Here is a 19,022-nt window from a genome sequence, read left to right on the forward strand (position 1 = left end):
GCTCTACTTCTCCAGCGTGATCTGCACCGGCGTGACGTTCCACTGCTCGGGGTTGATGAGAGTGAACGCGCCCTCGACCGAGACGGTCTTTCCCTGCAGGCTCGTGGCGTTCATGGCGGTGAGCGTCTTCTTCAGCTCGTCGTTGATGGCCGCGCCGGCATCCTGGTACTGGATCTGATTCTCGAAGTCGTTCAGCGTCACCTTGCCGGTCACGTCGCGCAACTCGGTCCCGTTGATCGCCGGGCCGAGCTGCAGGCCGATCTTGATGTCGGATGGCAGTCCGGCGACCGTGATCGGGGTGTAGCCGGATGCCGGCACCTTGCCGACGACGCCCGTGAAGGAGACGGGGATGACGTAGGTCGCGCCGTCGGCGGAGTTGCCGTACTTCTTGGCGGCGGCCGACGCATCCGCCTTCACCGCTGTGGCGAGCGTGGCGGCGTCGACGGCATGCTCGGCGATGAAATCGCGCATCTTGGGGAACTCGGTCGAACCGTACGTGGCGGGGTCGAACTTCTTGGCGCCCTCGGCGAGGTCGGAGCCGACCGGCACGATCTTGGTGCTCAGCGCCATCGCGATAAGCAGCACGACGATGACTGCGGCCCAGATGAGGCGCTTGACGAGCGGGCGCACGCCCTTCGCCCTGACGGCGACGCTCGTGGTGACGGCGCTCATGCGATCAAGACCCGGGACTGGGTGTCGTTCGGGCGGATCTGGAGCTTGCGTCCCTGACCCTTGCGGAACATCTCGAGCGCCTCGGCGTAGTCGTCGAGGGTGAACGAGTGACTGATCATCGCCGCGGCGTTGATCGCTCCGGCCTCGAACAGCTCGACTGCGCGGCCGAAGGAGTTGAGCACCGCCATGGTTCCGACGATGGAGATCTCGTCGCGGTAGACGCGGAATGGCGAGAACTGCGCGGTGCGATCGGCGGGAGCGACGCCGAAGTCCTGGAAGAAGCCGGCGGGCTTGACCCGCGTCAGCCCATCTTCGATCGCCCGGATGTTTCCGGTGCAGTCGATCACGACGTCCCACTTGGCACGGTCGGCCTGGTCGGCGCTCGTGTAGCGCAGTTCGATGCCGCACTCCGCCGCAGTCTTCAACCGCTCCTCGTTGAGGTCGACGATCGTGACGGACGTTGCCCCAGCTCGGGAAGCGAGCTGGGCCATGAGCAGACCCATCGTTCCGGCGCCGTACACGAGGACGTGGTCGCCGAGGCGGCGAGGGAGCACGTCCCATCCGCGGATCGCGCATGCGAGCGGCTCGATGAGCGCCGCCTGGTGGAGGTCGGTCTCGGGCTTGAGCTTGTACACGTTGCGCGCGGGTGCGGTGAAGAACTGCTGCGAGGCGCCGTCTGACGCCACGACGCCCAGTCCGTTCCACTGCGGACACAGGTTCGAGTGGCCGTTCAGGCAGAACTCGCATTCGCCGCACGTGGTGGATGGGTTCACTGCGACGTGGTCTCCGACGGCGAAGTCGAATACCCCGTCGTTCACTCCCTCGCCGAGCGCGACGATCGTGCCAGTGGCTTCATGTCCGGGCACGAGAGGAAAGACGGTGCCCTCGAACTCGCCGTCGAAGACGTGGGTGTCAGTGCCGCAGATCCCGACGGCGGCGGTCTCGATGAGGATCTCCTTGTACCCCGGCGTCGGGGTGGGCCGCTCCTGCAGGGCCAGCTCGCCCTGGGCGGTGAAGACAACTGCGCGCATCTGTGCTCCCGTTCGCGGCGCGACCTCCACGCGGGCTGCGGTCGGAGCTGCCCTTCCGTGCCCTGCTGCTGCGCAGGGCCCCGGCATTCGGTGGTCGTTCACCTCGTGTTATTTCTTCTGTGATCTTGTCAAGCGATCACGTTAGATACACCATAGGAATGCGAAGGAGCGCTGTCAACCGTTCAGCTCACCACCTCGAGAGGAAGTCGCCGATGCCCACCACACTCCCGACCACCATGCGCGCAGCAGTGCTTGAGAAGGCGGGCGAGATCCGACTGCAGGAGCGCCCAGTCCCGCAGCCCGAGGCCGATGAGGTGCTCGTGAGGGTGACGGCCGTCGGCGTGTGCGGCTCTGATGTGCACTTCCACACCGACGGCCGTCTCGGCGACTGGGTCGTCGAGGAGCCTCTCGTGCTCGGTCATGAATCGGCCGGCGTGATCGTCGCCGTCGGCTCCGAGGTGGACACGGAGCGGATCGGCGAGAGAGTCTCCGTCGAGCCGCAGCATCCCTCGGCGTCATCCGTCGAGACGCTGCGCGGCGACTACAACCTCGATCCCCGCATGCGGTTCTTCGCCGTACCCGGAACCGACGGCGCGTTCCAGGAGTTCGTGACGATCCAGTCCCACTTCGCCCACCGCGTTCCCGACACCGTGAGCGACCACGCCGCAGCCCTCCTCGAGCCGCTGTCGGTGGCGATCGCCGCAGGGCGGAAGGCGCGGTTCGACATCGGTACTCGAGTGCTCGTCACCGGGGCGGGACCTGTGGGCCTCGCCGTCGCACAGGTGGCCCGGGCCGCCGGTGCCGCCGAGGTGCTCCTCACGGATGTGAGCCCCGACCGACGTACGGCGGCGCTGCGCTTCGGCGCGACGACGGTCCTCGACCCTGTGGCGGACGCCGCCGCCATCGCCGAGTCATGTGTGGATGCGTTCGTGGATGCGTCGGGCGCAGCATCGGCGGTGCGCTCGGGGATCGAGGCGCTGCGACCGGCCGGAGTCGCCGTGCTCGTCGGGATGGGCGCCGCCGAGCTCGCACTCCCGGTCACCCGCATCCAGAACAACGAGCTGGTCATCACCGGCGTCTTCCGTTACGCGAACACGTGGCCGGCTGCCGTCGCCCTCGCTGCCAACGGACAGGTCGACCTGGACGCGATGGTCACGGGCACCTTCGGCCTCGCCGACGTCGGGACTGCGCTCGCGTCGACGACCGCGCCCGGCACCATCAAGAGCATCGTCGAACCGCAACGCTGACGAAGACGCCGCTTCGTACCGCAAGAATCCGTCGATCGGGCGGCGATCATAGCGCCGCCTCGCACGGAACACAGCCCCCTCACGAGCGGCCACGACGCCGCGATGTACTCGCGAGAAGGAGAGGAGCATGCCATGAGCGATGCATCGACGAACCGCGACGACACCGAGGCGGCGCAGCCCGACGACCCGCCGCCCGCGAGCGAGAGCCTGCCCGACGGGCAGTTCCAGGATCAGGAGATGCCCACGACCGACGGCGAGTCGGCCGCGCGCGACGACCGCGGAGAGCGCGCGGCGCCTCCGGGCGAGGACAACATCCCCGAGGCTCCCGCGCACGACTGACAGCGGCCGCCCGGTCGTTGAGCGAGCGCAGCGAGTCGAAACGACCACTCGCGACCGGACGTCGTTTCGACTCCTCGCTTCGCTCGTCGCTCAACGACCGGGGCGGGGCGGTCGGCGGGGCGGCCGGCGGCGCAGCTCTCGGATGAGACCGCCGAGGCGCTCGCGCACCAGCCAGACGAGTGCGAGGGCGAGCAGCACCAGCGGCACGAACTCGGGCGCCATGAGCATTGCACCGAGCAGCACCTCGAGCCCTTCGAAGCCGACGAGAGCGGCGGCGGCGAGGATCATCCAGGTGTTGAAGCGCCACAGTGGAGCAGCGAGCAGGGTGGAACGCCGGCGCAGCAGCAGACGAGACAGCCGCAGGCGCCGCAGGGTACGGGTGGACATCACAGACATGACAGACCTTCGGTCGGAGACGAGCACGGTCCTGTGTCGTCTCGCCCGCGCGGCGCACGAAGGCGCATGACGCACCGACCACGAACGCGCGGCCCGCAGATCGACGACGCTCAGCGGAGCGTCAGCGCGGGGCGAGACGACCGGATGCCGCACCCGGTGCACGAGGTCCGCGCCCGCCGGAAGGCCGGTCGCGCGTCACCGACGCCGGCGCGCTCTGCCGCCGCTCGGCACCGCGCACGATGAGCTCGACCCAGCTCGCGCCCATCCATCGCACGATCGCGCGCCGCACCGCTGCGACGACGATCGCGATGACCACGATCGTCGCCAGCGACGCCACGAGCACCGCGAACGAGGTCGAATGCGCCTCCAGGAAGACCCACGTCGTCAGCGCGATCGCGCCCTGCGACAGAAGGTCCATGCTCATCCCCATTCGGTCCAGACGGATGCGTCGCCATTGTCGCACACGCGATCACCCACACCCCGTCAGCGCCGCGACTCCTCCGCCGCGATCTCCACGAGGGCCCGGGATGCGCCGCGCAGCGACTCGGCGCCACCGCGCCACAGCGCCGTGAGCGGTCTCAGCACCGGATCTCCGGCGATCTCGACCCGGCGCACACGCCCGAGCCCGACGGCGTCGGCGACGGCCAGCTCGCTCAGGACAGCGGGCGCCACGCCGCTCGCCACGGCCGAGAGCACCGCGACCGTCGTGCCGAGCTCGAGCGCGGGGGCGGCCGGGCCGACCGCGAGCCGCGCGGTCACCGTCGCTTCGAACGCGACACGGGTCCCGCTCCCGCTCTCGCGGACGACCAGCGGCGTCGCGGCGAGCTCCGCGAGGGTGACCGACCCCACCCAGCGGTGGCTCGGCGGCACCACGACGACCAGGCGGTCCACGGCGACGATGGTCGAGCCGAGGTCGGGCGGGATGAGCGGGCTCTCGATGAACCCCAGGTCGAGTTCGCCGTCCCGCACCAGACGTGCGACTTGCGCGCTGTTGCCGGTGACGAGGCGCACGGCGGTGGGGTCGAGCCCCGCCGCCAGCTGCCGCTCGCGAAGCCGCAGCATCCATCGCGGCAGCGGACCGGCGGCGATCGTCTGACTGCCGCCGACGACGAGCGTGCGGGCGGCCGGGGCGTGGAGCAGATCGAGCGCCTCGCCCATCCGCTCCGCGGCGGCCAGGACGTCTCGCGCTGCCGCGACCACGGCGTCACCGTCGGTCGTGAGCCTCGCGCCGTGCGCAGACCGCACGAACAGCTCCACGCCGAGGCGCCGCTCGATCTCCCGGATCTTCGCCGACACTGCCTGTTGGCTGATCCCCCGCTCGCGCGAGGCGGCCGACATGCTCCCGGTGCGCGCGACGGCATCGATCAGCGTGAGTTCCGCCAGCGCCGGCACGCGACGATCGACCACAACCCCTCCTTGTATCGCCACAGCGTATCGCCGTCTTCCGCGGTCCTCGCGCAGGCTTCAGGATGGAGACCGTGCCCCTCACCGTCTCTGCTCTGCCTCGTCACGCCATCGCCGTCTCGCGCCGCGCCACCGCCCGCGCCATCGCGGTCTGGCCGGGGGCCGCGGTCTGCATCGGCATCGCCGTCGTCGCGACTGTCATCGGGCGGTTCGTACCGCTCGTCGGCGCAGCCGTCCCGGCGATCGTCATCGGCGTCGCCGTCGCCCTCGTACGCCGACCCGCCGAACGGCTGCGGCCGGGCATCGCCTGGAGCGGCAAGTTCCTGCTGCAGTGCGCCGTCGTCCTGCTCGGCGCGCAGCTCTCGCTCGCGAGCATCTTCCAGGTGGGACTCGAGTCGCTTCCGGTGATGCTCTCGTCGCTCGCCGTGTGCCTCGCCGGCGCCTGGGCCATCGGCCGCGGTCTCGGCGTCGCGCCGCGCCTGCGCACCCTCATCGGCGTGGGCACCGGAATCTGCGGCGCATCCGCCATCGCCGCCGTCGCGCCGGTCATCACGGCAGCGAGCGCCGAGATCGCGTACGCGGTCTCGACGATCTTCCTGTTCAACGTCCTGGCAGTGCTGCTCTTCCCCCTCGTCGGGCACCTGCTGCACATGGACCCGCACACATTCGGCCTCTTCGCCGGCACGGCGGTCAACGACACGAGTTCGGTCGTGGCGACGGCGAGCGTCTTCAGTGCGAGCGCCCTCGGGTTCGCCGTCGTGGTCAAGCTCGTGCGCACGCTCATGATCATCCCCATCACTGTGACGCTCGCCGCCGTCGAAGCGCGCCGCACGGCGTCCTCGGGCATGTCGCTCGCCCAGGTGGGGCGGCTCGTGCCGTGGTTCCTCGTCGGGTTCGTCGCGGTCGCCGTGCTGAATTCGCTCGGCGTGATCGCACCGGGCGTCCGCGCGGGGCTCGTCGAGGCGAGCGTGTTCCTCATCGCCGTCGCGCTCGCGGGCATCGGACTGTCGACGGATGCCGCGGGCCTCAAGCGCGCCGGGCTGAAGCCGCTTCTGCTGGGCGCCATCCTCTGGGTCCTCGTGACTGCGACCTCGCTCGCCGTGCTCTGGGCGACGGGCGCTCTCGGCTGAGCGCTTTCGCGTGTCCGCGGCCCGCGGCAGGATGGACGTCATCCCGACGGAGGGATCCGACATGACGACCATCGATGAGCGGCGGGATCGGCTCATGGAGCTCATCGCCGCGATGCAGGCGGCTGCTGACGCGCGCGGCGGCGACGCACCGGGACCCGCGGCGCCGGCGCTGTCGATCGGATCGCTTTTCCGTGGGCCGTCGATCGCCGCGGACGGCGTGAACATCGCCTTCATTGCGCACGATGGCCGGCTCATCGTCAAGATCCGCGGCGATCGTGCGGCGGCGGCGATCGCCTCGGGCGACGCGGAGCCCGTGACGATGGGCACGCGCACGATGCGCGAGTGGGTCGGCGTGTCGGCCGAGGCGGCGTGGGTCGCGTTCCTGCGAGAGGCGGTGCGGTTCCGGGCAGGGTGAGGGAACCGCGCAAGTCGCGGCATCCCTCGACGGCTCGCACAGCACGGCTGACGGCGTCTGACCCTGTCAACCCCCTTCGCCGACCCCCTCTCGACACGTAGCGTCAGGGCCAGACGACGAGCGCGTCTCGACCCCAGGGAACCGCGGCAGGAGGAGCCATGGACGACAGCACAGCAATGGCCGAGGCCAAACGCCCCCGCACGCCGATCGCCGGTCTTTACGGCCACCCGATCCATCCGGTGATCGTCGTGATCCCGATCGGCACCTGGCTCGCCAGCCTCGTCTTCGACATCATCGGCCTGGCCGCCGACGACCCGGAACCGTACGCGATCGCGTCGCGCATCCTCATCCTCATCGGCCTGATCGGTGCGGTGCTCGCCGCGATCTTCGGCCTCATCGACTTCTCGCGGCTCGCACACAGGACGACCGCCCACCGCACCGCCGAGATCCACATGATCATCAACCTCTCGGTTGCGGCGCTCTTCCTCGTGAACCTGCTCGTCCGCTGGTTCACCGACCACGACACGATCAGCGTCATAGGGTTCATCCTCACGATCATCGGGATCATCGCGATCGGCGTCTCCGGGTGGCTCGGCGGCAAGCTCGTCTTCCACTACGGCGTGCGGGTCGCCGACGAGACGACGCAACGAGAGGGCTACGTGCCAACTCCGCCCGAGACGCGATGACGAGACGGAGGAGACGAGCCGGCAGACCCTACGAACCGACCGCCCGCTGACGAACACCCGACGAAGGAGCACCGATGACCGACCTCACCGCCCTCGCCCTCAACTGCACCCTCAAGCCGTCGCCGGCCCCCTCGAGCACGAGTCTCATGATCCAGCAGGTGCTCACGGCACTCGCCGAACACGGCGTCACCGGCGAGGAGGTGCGTGTCGTCGACCTCGACATCCGTCCGGGAGTGAACAAGGACATGGGCGACGGCGACGAGTGGCCTGAGGTACGCCGCCGCATCCTCGAAGCCGACATCCTCGTCTTCGGCACCCCGACGTGGATGGGCCACATGTCGAGCGTCGCGCAGCGCGTGCTCGAGCGGCTCGACGCCGAACTCTCCGAGACGGATGACGCGGGGCGGCCGATTCTGTTCGACAAGGTCGCCGCTGCCGCCGTGGTGGGCAATGAGGACGGCGCCCACATGATCATCGCCGATCTCTACCAGGGGCTCGGCGACGTCGGCTTCACGATCCCCGCCCAGGCCGGCACCTACTGGAACGGCGCCGCGATGCAGAAGACCGACTACAAGGACCTCGATCAGACGCCGACCGAGGTGGCCCAGACGACGGCGACCCTCGCGCGCAACACGGCACACCTCGCCCGGCTGCTCCGTGGTGAGCCCTATCCGGCCGGCTGACCCTCCGGCCGCCGGCACGGGATCGCGGTTGCCTTGAGCGTCCGCGCCAATGTTGCGCTCCGTGTCGTTCGGCTTCGCGCTGGGCCGCGGCATCCGTACTCTCGAAGGACCCCGACCTGAAGGAGTTCCTCGTGACCACGCCGCTGACCCGCCTGACGCCCCTCGAGGTGCCTGAGCGCGTCGCGTGCATGTGCGCCCACGGGGAAGCCTGCTCGTCGTACGCGCCGGGCCACGCCCTGCACCTCATCCAGGCGCGGCTCGCCTCGGCCACACCGGCCGAGTGGGCGGACGCCCTCGTGTCCGACGTCGACGCGGCGCGCGGCGTCATCCGTCTGGTCGCCCTCGACGGAGCGGCGCACACCGTGTGGAATGCGGGCGGCGCGACCCACGAGGTCGCCCCGGGAACGCCCGTCGCCCTGCACTCCCGCTACGGTGTGCTGGCGATCGGCCGCGTGCAGTACAACGTCGCCGCGCTCTGACCAGGGATCAGGCTGCGGCCCGCATCGCGTCGCGCATCTTCATGCAGGCGTCCATGCATGCCTTGCACGACTGCGCGCACATCTGGCAGACCGGGTCGTCGTGCTTCATGCAAGCGTCCATGCACAGCTGACACATCGCCATGCAGGCCTCGAGCATCGAGACCATCACGGGCGGGGTCATCCCCTGCATGCGCAGCATCGCGCGCATCATGGTGTTGCACATGTCGGCGCAGTTCATGCACATGGGCGCGCACGACATCATCTGCATCGAACACACCATGCACGCCTGCTCGCAGGCGGAACACGCGTCCATGCACTCCTGCATCATCGACATGTCCATCGTGTCCATGCCGGGCATCGCCTTCATGTCGCGACTCATCGCGTCCATCATCATCGCGTCCATCACGTCTCCCGTCGCCAGCGCTCGGCCGTCAGACGGGCAGGAAGGCCCGCCTGCGGCCCAGGGTAGCCCTCGCACGGCGCCGCGTCGACAGTTCATCTCCCGCGCACATGAGGGGATTCCGCCGAGAAGAGGGCATTCCGGAACGGTTCGTCCTCTCGTCGACGGAATCCCCTCGTCTCGGGATTCCTGGGCGCGCGGAATCAGCCGGCGGCGCGCTTCACGAGCTCGGCGATCTGCTTCTCCTCCGCGGCTCCGATGTGCAGGAGTGCGTACGACGTCGGCCACATCTGTCCGTCGTCGAGCTGCGCGTTGGTCTCGAAGCCGAGCGTCGCGTAGCGGTCCTTGAACTTCGCGGCCGGCTTGAAGAACAGCACGAGCTTTCCGCCGCTCGTGTAGGCGGGGAAGCCGTACCAGGTCTTCGAGCCGAGCTGCGGGGCGGCCGACGTGACGATCTCGTCGAGCTTCTCGGCGAGCGCGCGGTCGGCGTCGTTCATGCCGGCGATCGCGTCGAGGAGGTCCTGGCGATCCGCCTGTGACTTCTGCTCGTCGCTCATTCCCCGGCGCTCCTGGGCCTTCAGCTCCGCCGCGCGCTTGCGCATCGCGGCGCGCTCCTCCGAGGTGAAACCCGACTTGGTGTTGCGTTCAGTGGTCGTCATGTCGAAAACGATACGGATGCCGCGGCGCGGCCGCTTCTCGAATCCTGCTCGGTTCCGTTCCCGCAGCAGCCGGCCCCACGCCGCGCCCGTCCTCACGCCGCGCCCGATCCCGAGGCCGCGCCCGACCTCCACGCCGCGCCCCGATTCCGACCGCGGACCTCCTCGCGAATGCTGCAGCATCATGCCGATGCGCCAATCTTCGACCTGGGGCTGCACGTTGCCGCTCATGCGCCAGAAAAACCCTGCCGCATCAGTCGAAACGTGCAGCTCCAGGGTCCCGAGCACCCCGGCGCGCCCGGGACGGCCCGTCATTATAGCCGTCTCATCCATCGCGTCAACGGGCGCCACCTCGCGCGCACCGGGTGCCAGCATGCAAGCATGGCCACGACTATCCCCGGCCGCACCCGCCCTGCGCCCGATCTCCCACCCAAGCAGGCTGAGCTGCTCCACTCCACCCGGGTGGAGCAGAAGGGCAACATCGTCGTGCGATGGATCACGTCCACCGACCACAAGACGATCGGGTACATGTACCTCATCGCCTCGGTGATGTTCTTCATGCTCGGCGGCGTGATGGCCCTGCTGATCCGCGCCGAACTGTTCGCGCCGGGGATACAGATCGTCGAGACCAAACAGCAGTTCAACGAGCTGTTCACGATGCACGGCACGATCATGCTGCTGATGTTCGCGACGCCGCTGTTCGCCGGCTTCGCGAACGCCATCCTGCCGCTCCAGCTCGGCGCCCCCGATGTCGCGTTCCCGCGGCTGAACGCCTTCGCGTTCTGGCTGTTCCTGTTCGGATCGACGATCGCGACCGCCGGCTTCCTCACCCCCGAGGGCGCTGCGCCGTTCGGGTGGTTCGCCTACCAGCCCTTGGCGAACGCCACGTTCTCGCCGGGCGTCGGCGGGAACCTGTGGTTCCTCGGCCTCGGCATCAGCGGTTTCGGCACGATCCTCGGTGCGGTGAACTTCATCACGACGATCATCACGATGCGCGCGCCGGGCATGACGATGTGGCGCATGTCGATCTTCTCCTGGAACGTCCTGCTGACGAGCGTCCTCGTGCTCATGGCGTTCCCGGTGCTCGCCGCCGCGCTGTTCGGTGCGGCCGCCGACCGCATCCTCGGCGCTCATGTGTTCGACCCGGCGAACGGCGGCGTACTGCTGTGGCAGCACCTGTTCTGGTTCTTCGGCCACCCCGAGGTGTACATCATCGCGCTGCCGTTCTTCGGCATCGTCTCGGAGGTCTTCCCGGTGTTCAGCCGCAAGCCCCTGTTCGGCTACAAGACGCTCATCTTCGCGACGATCGCGATCGCCGCCCTGTCGGTGTCGGTCTGGGCGCACCACATGTTCGTCACGGGAGCCGTGCTGCTGCCGTTCTTCTCCCTCATGTCGATGGCGATCGCGGTGCCGACGGGTGTGAAGATCTTCAACTGGATCGGCACGATGTGGCGCGGCTCGGTGACATTCGAGACGCCCATCGTGTTCGCCATCGGCTTCCTCGTGTCGTTCGTGTTCGGCGGTCTGACCGGCGTCATCCTCGCCTCGCCTCCGCTCGACTTCCACGTCTCCGACAGCTATTTCGTCGTCGCGCACTTCCACTACGTCGTGTTCGGCACGGTGGTGTTCGCGATGTTCTCCGGCTTCTACTTCTGGTGGCCGAAGTGGACGGGCAAGATGCTCAACGAGCGATTGGGCATGGTGCACTTCTGGATGCTGTTCATCGGCTTCCACATGACGTTCCTCATCCAGCACTGGCTGGGCGTCGACGGGATGCCGCGGCGCTACGCGGACTACGCCCCGTCGGACGGCTGGACCTGGATGAACGAGGTCTCGTCGATCGGCGCGATGCTGCTCGGTTCGTCGATGATCCCGTTCCTCATCAACGTGTGGATCACCGCGCGGAACGCCCCGAAGGTCACTGTCGACGATCCGTGGGGCTATGGGGGATCGCTCGAGTGGGCGACGAGCTGCCCGCCGCCACGGCACAACTTCGTCGCGATTCCGCGCATCCGCAGCGAGCGACCCGCCTTCGACCTGAACCACCCGGAGACCGTCGCGCCCGTCTACGCCGCCGTCGCTGCGGAGGGCGCGCCAGGGCCGAGTGAGCGATGAGCGCCTGACACGGCACCGGCCCGAGGAGAACCATGGCGATCAACCGGCGAACGCTGAAGTGCACCCCCGAGGCCGTGTTCCGGGTGCTGGCAGACGGATGGCTGTACCCCTCGTGGGTGGTCGGCACGGCGCGGATGCGTGACGTCGACGAGGAGTGGCCGGCCCCCGAGGCGCGGCTGCACCACTCCGTCGGCACGTGGCCCATGCTCGTCGACGGCACGACGAGCATCGCCCAGTGGAATCCGCCGCACCGTGCCGTGCTGAAGGCGCGCGGGTGGCTCATCGGCACGGCGCGGGTCGTGATCGAGGTCACTCCGTCGGATGGCGGAGCCCTCGTCGAGCTGCACGAGGAGCCGGTGAGCGGTCCGACCCTGCTGCTGCCCGGTCCCGTCGTCGATCTCATGCTGTGGCGGCGGAACACTGAAACGCTGCAGCGGCTGGCGTTCCTCTGCGAGGGCATGAACGACCCGGTCTGACGGGCGCCGCGTCGCGGCATCCGAAGCTCTCTGCCCCCCGAGCGGCCCGGCCGCTGCGACTCAGCCGGCGAGGTCGTGCTCGGGCACCGGTTCCACGAACTCGGTCGGCACCGGCTCCCCCGTCTTGACGACGATGACGCCGGCCAGCACGAGCACCCCTCCGACGGCCTGCAGAAGGTCGGGCAGCTGCCCGAGCAGCAGCCAGCCGAACAGCAGCGCGGCGATGACCTCGGCGAGCGCGACGAACGATGCGAGTCGCGAGCCGAGCATGCGCGTCGACGCGATGCCGAGGACATACGCGAGGGCGGCTGCGACGACGCCGATCGCGAGCACCGGAACGAACCACGGCACGACGCCGAACCGATAGACGACATCGTGCGTCGTCCACACCATCGGCAGCACTCCCGCGGCGCCGGCGACGGTCAGGCACACGGCGCCGAGGATGAGCCCGAGGCCGGCGAGGGCGATGGGCGGCAGCCCGGTGTGGTCGCGGGCCGAGAGCACGAAGTAGGTGGCGGCGCCGACCATGGCGGCGAGGGCCCACAGGATGCCGACCACGTTCACGGTGGCGCCGGTGACGATGTCGAGCATCAGCAGGAGTCCGGCGAAGGCGACCACGGCGCCGATGACGCTGCGCAGGTTCGGCCGTTCGCCGCGGCGGATCCACAGCCACAGCACGACGGCGATCGGCGCGGTGTACTCGATGAGCAGGGCGATTCCCACGTCCATCACGGCGACGGCCTGGAAGTAGAACAGCTGCGTGGCCGCGACGGCGAGGAGCCCGTACGCAGCGATCATCCCGGCGTTCCGACGGACGGCGCCCCAGCGGCCCCGCAGCGCGAGCAGTGTCGGCACGAGCAGCACGAGACCGGCGACCCACACGCGCGCGGCGACGGCAGCACCCGGCGTCCATCCCGCATCGATGAGCCCGCGCGCCCACGCGCCCGACATCCCGAACGAGAACGCGGCGCCGAGTGCGACCACGAGGCCGAGGCCCATGCGAGACGTCGCTTGCCTGTCATCGGCCATAGTGCTCATGGCAAGTGACGCTACTCGCGTCCCGTGTAAGATGTCAACATGGTCTTCGCCGATGACACCGAGGAGTCGCTGCAGAGCGCCGTCGAGCTCGCGAACACCGCCGAGCCGCCCGACACCCTGACGTCGGCTGCCGACGTCGAGGCCTTCCTCGAGACGCATCCGTACACCGGTCGCATCGACCACGATGCGGGCGAGCTGGCCGCACTCCGCGCGCTGCGGCCGCGTCTGCGGACGATGCTGCTGGCTCCGCGCGACGAGATGGTCGAGCACATCAACGCCGCCCTCGCCGCGGTCACGGTCACCCCGCGGCTCACCCGGCACGACGACGCCGACTGGCACCTGCACGCCGTGTCGGACGATCGCCCCCTGGCCGAGCGCATCCTCGTCGAGACGGCGATGGCGCTCATCGACGTGGTGCGCGCCGAGGAGGGCAGCCGGATCTCGGTCTGCGCCGACGACGACTGCGACGCGATCGCGCTCGATCTGTCGCGCAACCGGTCGAAGCGCTACTGCTCGACGACGTGCGCGAACCGCAACGCCGTCGCGGCGTATCGGGCTCGCCGCGCCGCGGGCTGAGCGGCGTGCGATCGGCCGGGCGGGAGCCGGCTCCTCAGAGCGTGACGAGCCTCACGTCGTACAGCTGTGGCCCGTCGATCGTGGCGGTCATGAACGTGTGATGCGGCTGACGCCGGCGATCGGTCGGCGAACCGGGGTTGAGCAGCCGGAGGCCGCGCGGGGCCGTCGTGTCCCAGGGGATGTGGCTGTGCCCGAACACCAGCACGTCGACGTCGGGGAACGCGGCATCCATCCGGCGCTCCCGTGTGCGGGCGTCGCCCGTCTCGTGCACCACCGCGACGTCGACGTCTTCGATGCGCCGCCGAGCGACCTCGGGCAGACGCGCACGAAGCTCGGCGCCGTCGTTGTTGCCCCACACGCCGAGCACATCGCCGTGGACGGCGAGCTCATCGAGCACGGATGCCTCGACCCAGTCGCCGGCATGGACGATGACGTCCGCCTCGTCCGCCGCCGTCAGCACCGCGGCGGGCAGCACCCGGGCACGCTTGGGCACGTGGGTATCGGCGACCAGCAGCAGGCGTGTCGTCATGGTTCGACGGTAGCGCCGAGCACCGGACGGATGCCAGCCGTCAGCGCACTGCCCGCGCTGACCAGGCGGCCCGTCACCGCTCGGCGTACCGCCGCAGGATCGCAGGCAGGACGAGGAGCAGGACGATCAGCACGAGCAGCACGACGCCCGTGGCGATGATGCCGGCGGTGCGGGAGACGACGACGTCGAAGATGAATCCCGTGACCCCGGCGGTCAGGAGCGAGACGAGCACGAGCATCGCGCGCAGGATCCTGTCGCCGGCGCGGACCGTGAGCTGCTTGTGGTGGTGGCGGAACAGCATCCGGTGCAGACCGACCGGTGCAAGGCCGACCGCCGTCGCCAGGGCCGCCAGCACGACGAGCGTGAGGTAGACGCCGACCTGCACCTCGTCGAGGTCCTTGAAGCGCTGCTGGAACGCGAGGGTGAGCAGGAAGCCGGCGATGATCTGCGTGCCGGTCTGGGAGACGCGGAGCTCTTGGAGGATGTCGCGCCAGTTGCGGTCGGCGCGCTCGGCCCGCGTCTCGTCCCGGTGCACGGTGGCGTCTCGCTCGTCCCCGTCGTGTTCCTGCATCGGCCCTCCCGGCGTCGCTCAGATCAGCATCCCACGGCGACGACCCTGGTCGGCGTCATGGCGTCGGCACTCCCCCGGCCGCATCGTCGTCGGGCGCTCCTCCTTCCCAGATCGAGCTCATCTCGAGGAACGTGCGCTGCATGATGCGCAGCATCGCGGCCTGGGCGTGCTCGGCGTTCCCCCGCTGAATGGCGCTCGCGACGTCGACGTGCGATTGCAGCGCCTCGACGTGCGGATGCGTGGGCATGAGACCGTACTGGGTCCGGCCGACCAGCACCTCCTCGACGAGGGTGTGCAGCTTCGCGAACATCTCATTGCCGGATGTGGTCAAGACGAGGCGATGGAACTCGATGTCCACCTCGAGGAACCGGTCTCGATCGCCCTCCTGGCCGGCCGCCCACAGCTTTCCGGCGAGGCCCATGAGCTCGCTCGCACCCGCGAGCGGCGCCCGTATCGCCGCGAGCCGCGCGGCCTCGGGCTCGACGGCGCTGCGCAGCTCGGTGAGAGAGCGCAGCTGTGCGATCCGGCCGGGCGAGGCGAGTCGCCAGCGGATGAGCTGCGGGTCGTAGAGGTTCCACTCGGTCTGCGGAAGCACCTGCACGCCGACCCGACGCCGCGACGAGACCATGCCCATGGCGGCGAGAACGCGAAGGGCTTCGCGCACCACCGAGCGGGAGACGTCGTACCGCTGCTCGAGCTCGTCGATCCGCACGACCGATCCGGCGGGCAGCTCGCCGGTGCACAGCGCGAGACCCAGCTGGTCGAGGACCCGGGCATGGAGCCCGCTGCGCTGAGGCGGCGGGGCTTCGGCGTCCGGCAGGGCCCCATTGACGTCCGTTGTCATGGATAGATCATACTGAGCACGCCCAAGGGTTGTTTAAAGATGATCTTTTTTGGTACGTTGCCTCAATTGAGGTGATGTAGCCGAGGCGACTGAACCTCGCCGCGCCAGCGAAGCGCACACATCCATCAACGCAGAGGAACTCGTAATGAAGCGATCTGTACTCCGAACCGCCGCACTGGCGACATCAGCCCTCCTCTTGGCCGGCGGCCTCGCAGCCTGCAGCGGCGCGGGCGACGCCGAGGGCTCCGACACCCTCCGGGTCACCCTCGTCAACCACGTGTGGACCGACATCATCAAGGACAAGATCCCCGAGTTCGAGAAGAAGACCGGGATCAAGGTGCAGGTCGCGCAGTTCGGCGAGGACCAGCTCTCCGATCAGTACAACGTGAAGCTGAACGCGGGAAGCGACGACATCGACGTGATGATGTACCGCCCGCTCCAGGAGGGGAAGCTCTTCGCGAAGAACGGCTACCTGGCCGATCTCAGCGACCGGGTCGCGGAGAACAAGGACTGGAACTGGTCGGACTTCCAGGAGGGCCCGGTCAACTCCACGACGTACAAGGACAAGGTCGTCGGCGTGCCCATCATCACCGAGCAGGAGGTCCTCTACTACCGCAAGGATCTGCTCAAGGCGGCGGGGCTCGAGGTCCCCAAGACCATGGATGAGCTGCTCGCCGCGTCGGAGAAGATCAAGAAGGACAACCCGGGCGTCGCAGGATTCGTGGCGCGGACGGGCAAGTCGGCCGCTGTCACGCAGTTCTCCAGCTTCCTGTACAGCTACGGCGGCGACTTCACCGACGCCGACGGCAACGCGAGCATCGACACCCCGGAGGCCAAGGCCGCGTACGCCACCTACGGCAAGCTGATCCACGACTTCGGGCCCGACAACGTCAGCACCGACATGAGCTGGGCCGAGGCGATGGCCATCTTCACGCAGGGCAGCGCCGCGTTCTACACCGAGGCCGACAGCCTCTACAAGAACGCCACCGACCCGGCGAAGTCGAAGGTCTCCGACACTGTGGGCTTCGCGCCGATGCCGGCGGGCCCCGCCGGTTCCAAGGCGTACAACGTGCCCTCGTGGGCGCTCGGCGTGAACGAGTCGTCGTCGCACCAGGACAACGCCTGGAAGTTCATCGAGTGGGCGACGAGCCAGGACATGATGCTCGAGATCCAGAAGGCCGGAGTCCCCGGATCGCGCACCTCGGTGTGGGAAGACCCCGACGGCATCTCGACCTACCCGGCCGACCTCGCCCAGGCGATCGCCGTGAGCACCAAGAACGGCGTGGGCCACGATCGGCCGCTCGTCATCAAGGTGCCCGAGGCCCGCGAGATCGTCGGAGAGCCGATCGTCGTCGCCATCACCGGCGGTGACTCGGATGCCGCGGCCGACGCCGGGAACAAGGCGTTCCAGGCCCTCCTCGACGACGAGAACAAGTAGCAACCAGACGCACCGCGACGGCCGGGGTCGAGTCGTGATGGCTCGGCCCCGGACCGCCGGTCCCCTCATCCACAAGGAGGTGAACGATGTCTGCAACGACCGGTCTTCGCACCCCGCCGCAGCGGGCGTTCTCGGACTGGGCGAACCGCCATCGGAAATGGCTCTTCGCCTCGCCGGCCATGATCATCGTCGGCCTGCTCATCGCCATCCCGCTCGCTTGGACCATCTATCTGAGCCTCACGAACTCGGAGGGCTCGGTCCGGGCCGATCATGAATTCATCGGGCTCGGCAACTACATCGACGTGTTCACCGACGTCGACCGGTTCTGGCCGGCGGTGTGGCGCACGTTCATCTTCACCGGCGGCGCGCTCGTCATCGAGCTGGTGCTCGGCATGGCCATCGCTCTGCTGCTGTGGCGGCCGTTCCGTGGCGAGCGCTGGGTGCGGGTCGCGATCCTGCTCCCCCTCGTCGCGACGCCCGTCGCCGTCGGCATGATGTGGAAGCTCATCTTCGACCCGAACATCGGCTTCGCGAATCAGCTGCTCGGCTACTTCGGCATTCCCGCCCAGCCGTGGCTCTCCGGCCAGGCGACGGCCCTGCCGACCGTCATGTTCATGGACATCTGGCAGTGGACGCCGATGGTCGTGCTCATCCTGCTCGCGGGTCTCACGTCGCTCTCGGACGAGCCCGACGAAGCCGCGCGCATCGACGGAGCGAGCGCCTGGCAGCGATTCTGGTTCGTGACGCTGCCGCTGCTGCGCGCGACGGTCATCGTCGCGGTGCTGCTGCGCAGCATCGACGCGCTGAAGACCTTCGACATCCTGTACGCCACGAAGGGCAAGGGCGGCGGCGCGTTCCACGAGGTGGAGACGCTGAACGTCTATGCGTACGGCCTGAGCTTCGACTACAACGAGTACGGCGTCGCATCCGCCGTTCTCATCATCTTCTTCCTGCTGATCATCGGGATCATGTGGCTCATCACCCTGAGAAGAAAGGAGAAGGCGTCGAAATGACAACGACAACCGCACCGACACCGACTCCGACGCGCACGGCGCCGCCGACTGCGCGACGACGCAAGCCGATCCGCTCCCGCGCCTACTCGTGGTTCCGTGCGATCGCGCTGATCGTCGTCGTGCTCGTCTTCATCCTGCCGCTCGCCTGGATGCTGCTCTCGTCGTTCAAGACGAACGTCGACATCTACGATGCGAGCAAGACGCTGGTGTTCACGCCGACGTTCGACAACTTCGCGAACGTGCTGGGCCGCAACAACTACTTCCAGTTCATCTTCAACAGCGCATGGATCGCGTTCGCGTCCACGGCGCTGTCCCTGCTCGTGGGGGTGCCCGCCGCCTACGCGATGAGCCGGTTCTCGATGGGACGGTCCGCGGGCGTCGTGCTGCTGGCGCGCATCATCCCGGGCGTCAGCCTGCTGGTGCCCTGGTACTTCATCTTCGCGAACCTGCGGATGGTCGGAGGGTACAGCGTCCTCATCCTGTCGCACATGTTCGTCGCGCTGCCGCTGATCGTGTACATCATGATGTCGTTCTTCGACTCGCTGCCCGAAGAGCTCGAGGAGTCGGCGCAGGTCGACGGGCTGACCCCGATCGGCGCGTTCCTGAGGATCACGCTGCCGCTGTCCGTCCCCGGGATCGCGACGTCGGGCATCCTCTCGGTGATCTTCTCGTGGAACAACTTCATGTTCGCGCTCGTGCTCTCCGGTGCGAACACGAAGACCCTCCCCGTGGCGATCTTCAACTTCGTCTCGTACGCGAGCATCGACTGGGGCGGACTCATGGCCGCCGCGGTCGTGGTGACCGTTCCGATCATGGTGATCGCGCTGTTCACGCAGAAGTACATCGTGTCGGGCCTCACCGCCGGCGCGACGAAGGGCTGATCG

The 19,022-nt window shown here is 68.6% G+C and carries 24 protein-coding genes; 13 read left to right on the forward strand and 11 right to left on the reverse strand.

Annotation, left to right across the window (positions count from 1 at the left end):
* Positions 1 to 3: 3 nt before the first annotated feature.
* Together AC3RX1_RS02885 and AC3RX1_RS02890 are read right to left on the reverse strand one after the other, a co-directional pair.
* A complete protein-coding gene (locus AC3RX1_RS02885; protein WP_491499737.1) occupies positions 4 to 672 on the reverse strand; it encodes a DUF2291 family protein in 669 nt (222 codons plus the stop codon).
* The gene (locus tag AC3RX1_RS02890; protein ID WP_491499738.1) at positions 669 to 1,703 is read right to left on the reverse strand and encodes a zinc-dependent alcohol dehydrogenase family protein; all 1,035 of its coding nucleotides are present in this window, start codon (positions 1,701 to 1,703) and stop codon (positions 669 to 671) included. The genes AC3RX1_RS02885 and AC3RX1_RS02890 overlap by 4 nt, the downstream gene beginning before the upstream one ends.
* A 212-nt stretch (positions 1,704 to 1,915) precedes the next feature.
* Here AC3RX1_RS02890 and AC3RX1_RS02895 point away from each other — a divergent pair, with 212 nt between their 5' ends.
* Positions 1,916 to 2,950 (forward strand): NAD(P)-dependent alcohol dehydrogenase, encoded by a 1,035-nt coding sequence (locus tag AC3RX1_RS02895; protein WP_491499739.1) that lies wholly within the window; start codon positions 1,916 to 1,918, stop codon positions 2,948 to 2,950.
* A 132-nt stretch (positions 2,951 to 3,082) separates the two neighbouring features.
* Positions 3,083 to 3,289, forward strand: a complete 207-nt coding sequence (locus AC3RX1_RS02900) for a hypothetical protein (protein ID WP_491499740.1) — start codon at positions 3,083 to 3,085, stop codon at positions 3,287 to 3,289.
* A gap of 90 nt (positions 3,290 to 3,379) precedes the next feature.
* Here the strand turns inward: AC3RX1_RS02900 and AC3RX1_RS02905 are convergent, their stop codons facing one another.
* From AC3RX1_RS02905 to AC3RX1_RS02915, 3 genes are all read right to left on the reverse strand, one after another.
* The gene (locus tag AC3RX1_RS02905) at positions 3,380 to 3,676 is read right to left on the reverse strand and encodes a hypothetical protein (RefSeq protein ID WP_491499741.1); all 297 of its coding nucleotides are present in this window, start codon (positions 3,674 to 3,676) and stop codon (positions 3,380 to 3,382) included.
* 130 nt (positions 3,677 to 3,806) lie between these two features.
* On the reverse strand, positions 3,807 to 4,109 hold the full coding sequence (locus AC3RX1_RS02910; RefSeq protein WP_491499742.1) for a hypothetical protein: 303 nt from the start codon (positions 4,107 to 4,109) through the stop codon (positions 3,807 to 3,809).
* Between the two features lie 59 nt (positions 4,110 to 4,168).
* The gene (locus AC3RX1_RS02915) at positions 4,169 to 5,092 is read right to left on the reverse strand and encodes a LysR family transcriptional regulator (protein ID WP_491499743.1); all 924 of its coding nucleotides are present in this window, start codon (positions 5,090 to 5,092) and stop codon (positions 4,169 to 4,171) included.
* A gap of 62 nt (positions 5,093 to 5,154) precedes the next feature.
* On the opposite strand from AC3RX1_RS02915, the gene AC3RX1_RS02920 reads away from it, so the two are divergent.
* The 5 genes from AC3RX1_RS02920 (at position 5,155) to AC3RX1_RS02940 (ending at position 8,482) form a co-directional block, all read left to right on the forward strand.
* Positions 5,155 to 6,219: a YeiH family protein gene (locus tag AC3RX1_RS02920; protein WP_491499744.1), complete on the forward strand. Its 1,065-nt coding sequence runs from the start codon at positions 5,155 to 5,157 to the stop codon at positions 6,217 to 6,219.
* A gap of 61 nt (positions 6,220 to 6,280) precedes the next feature.
* Positions 6,281 to 6,634, forward strand: coding sequence for a hypothetical protein (locus AC3RX1_RS02925; protein ID WP_491499745.1), 354 nt, complete (start codon positions 6,281 to 6,283; stop codon positions 6,632 to 6,634).
* 158 nt (positions 6,635 to 6,792) lie between these two features.
* Positions 6,793 to 7,320 carry a DUF2231 domain-containing protein gene (locus AC3RX1_RS02930; protein WP_491499746.1) on the forward strand — a complete coding sequence of 176 codons (528 nt, stop codon included), beginning with the start codon at positions 6,793 to 6,795 and terminating at the stop codon, positions 7,318 to 7,320.
* A gap of 74 nt (positions 7,321 to 7,394) precedes the next feature.
* Complete coding sequence (locus AC3RX1_RS02935; protein WP_491499747.1) at positions 7,395 to 8,003, forward strand: flavodoxin family protein; 609 nt, start codon at positions 7,395 to 7,397, stop codon at positions 8,001 to 8,003.
* Positions 8,004 to 8,134: 131 nt separating this feature from the next.
* Positions 8,135 to 8,482 (forward strand): hypothetical protein, encoded by a 348-nt coding sequence (locus tag AC3RX1_RS02940; RefSeq protein WP_491499748.1) that lies wholly within the window; start codon positions 8,135 to 8,137, stop codon positions 8,480 to 8,482.
* A 7-nt stretch (positions 8,483 to 8,489) separates the two neighbouring features.
* Here the strand turns inward: AC3RX1_RS02940 and AC3RX1_RS02945 are convergent, their stop codons facing one another.
* On the reverse strand, positions 8,490 to 8,885 hold the full coding sequence (locus tag AC3RX1_RS02945; protein ID WP_491499749.1) for a four-helix bundle copper-binding protein: 396 nt from the start codon (positions 8,883 to 8,885) through the stop codon (positions 8,490 to 8,492).
* Positions 8,886 to 9,085: 200 nt separating this feature from the next.
* Complete coding sequence (locus AC3RX1_RS02950; RefSeq protein WP_491499750.1) at positions 9,086 to 9,541, reverse strand: hypothetical protein; 456 nt, start codon at positions 9,539 to 9,541, stop codon at positions 9,086 to 9,088.
* Between the two features lie 378 nt (positions 9,542 to 9,919).
* Between AC3RX1_RS02950 and ctaD the strand changes: the two genes are divergently transcribed.
* Positions 9,920 to 11,653: an aa3-type cytochrome oxidase subunit I gene (ctaD, locus tag AC3RX1_RS02955; RefSeq protein ID WP_491499751.1), complete on the forward strand. Its 1,734-nt coding sequence runs from the start codon at positions 9,920 to 9,922 to the stop codon at positions 11,651 to 11,653.
* Between the two features lie 32 nt (positions 11,654 to 11,685).
* Positions 11,686 to 12,129, forward strand: coding sequence for an SRPBCC family protein (locus AC3RX1_RS02960; RefSeq protein ID WP_491499752.1), 444 nt, complete (start codon positions 11,686 to 11,688; stop codon positions 12,127 to 12,129).
* A gap of 60 nt (positions 12,130 to 12,189) precedes the next feature.
* Here the strand turns inward: AC3RX1_RS02960 and AC3RX1_RS02965 are convergent, their stop codons facing one another.
* Positions 12,190 to 13,167 (reverse strand): EamA family transporter, encoded by a 978-nt coding sequence (locus AC3RX1_RS02965; RefSeq protein WP_491499753.1) that lies wholly within the window; start codon positions 13,165 to 13,167, stop codon positions 12,190 to 12,192.
* 39 nt (positions 13,168 to 13,206) lie between these two features.
* Here AC3RX1_RS02965 and AC3RX1_RS02970 point away from each other — a divergent pair, with 39 nt between their 5' ends.
* Positions 13,207 to 13,743, forward strand: a complete 537-nt coding sequence (locus tag AC3RX1_RS02970) for a CGNR zinc finger domain-containing protein (protein ID WP_491499754.1) — start codon at positions 13,207 to 13,209, stop codon at positions 13,741 to 13,743.
* A gap of 34 nt (positions 13,744 to 13,777) precedes the next feature.
* Here AC3RX1_RS02970 and AC3RX1_RS02975 read toward each other — a convergent pair whose 3' ends face one another.
* The 3 genes from AC3RX1_RS02975 to AC3RX1_RS02985 form a co-directional block, all read right to left on the reverse strand.
* Positions 13,778 to 14,272, reverse strand: a complete 495-nt coding sequence (locus AC3RX1_RS02975) for a metallophosphoesterase family protein (protein ID WP_491499755.1) — start codon at positions 14,270 to 14,272, stop codon at positions 13,778 to 13,780.
* A gap of 73 nt (positions 14,273 to 14,345) precedes the next feature.
* Positions 14,346 to 14,843: a DUF6328 family protein gene (locus tag AC3RX1_RS02980; RefSeq protein ID WP_491499756.1), complete on the reverse strand. Its 498-nt coding sequence runs from the start codon at positions 14,841 to 14,843 to the stop codon at positions 14,346 to 14,348.
* 55 nt (positions 14,844 to 14,898) lie between these two features.
* Positions 14,899 to 15,687, reverse strand: coding sequence for a FadR/GntR family transcriptional regulator (locus AC3RX1_RS02985; protein ID WP_491499757.1), 789 nt, complete (start codon positions 15,685 to 15,687; stop codon positions 14,899 to 14,901).
* A 145-nt stretch (positions 15,688 to 15,832) separates the two neighbouring features.
* Between AC3RX1_RS02985 and AC3RX1_RS02990 the strand changes: the two genes are divergently transcribed.
* The 3 genes from AC3RX1_RS02990 (at position 15,833) to AC3RX1_RS03000 (ending at position 19,019) form a co-directional block, all read left to right on the forward strand.
* Complete coding sequence (locus AC3RX1_RS02990) at positions 15,833 to 17,125, forward strand: ABC transporter substrate-binding protein (RefSeq protein WP_491499758.1); 1,293 nt, start codon at positions 15,833 to 15,835, stop codon at positions 17,123 to 17,125.
* A gap of 86 nt (positions 17,126 to 17,211) precedes the next feature.
* Entirely contained in the window at positions 17,212 to 18,138 is a 927-nt protein-coding gene (locus AC3RX1_RS02995; protein WP_491499759.1) for a carbohydrate ABC transporter permease, read from the forward strand.
* Positions 18,135 to 19,019, forward strand: a complete 885-nt coding sequence (locus AC3RX1_RS03000; RefSeq protein WP_491499760.1) for a carbohydrate ABC transporter permease — start codon at positions 18,135 to 18,137, stop codon at positions 19,017 to 19,019. The genes AC3RX1_RS02995 and AC3RX1_RS03000 overlap by 4 nt, the downstream gene beginning before the upstream one ends.
* Positions 19,020 to 19,022: the final 3 nt, after the last annotated feature.

It is taken from the genome of Microbacterium altimontanum (assembly GCF_058349865.2).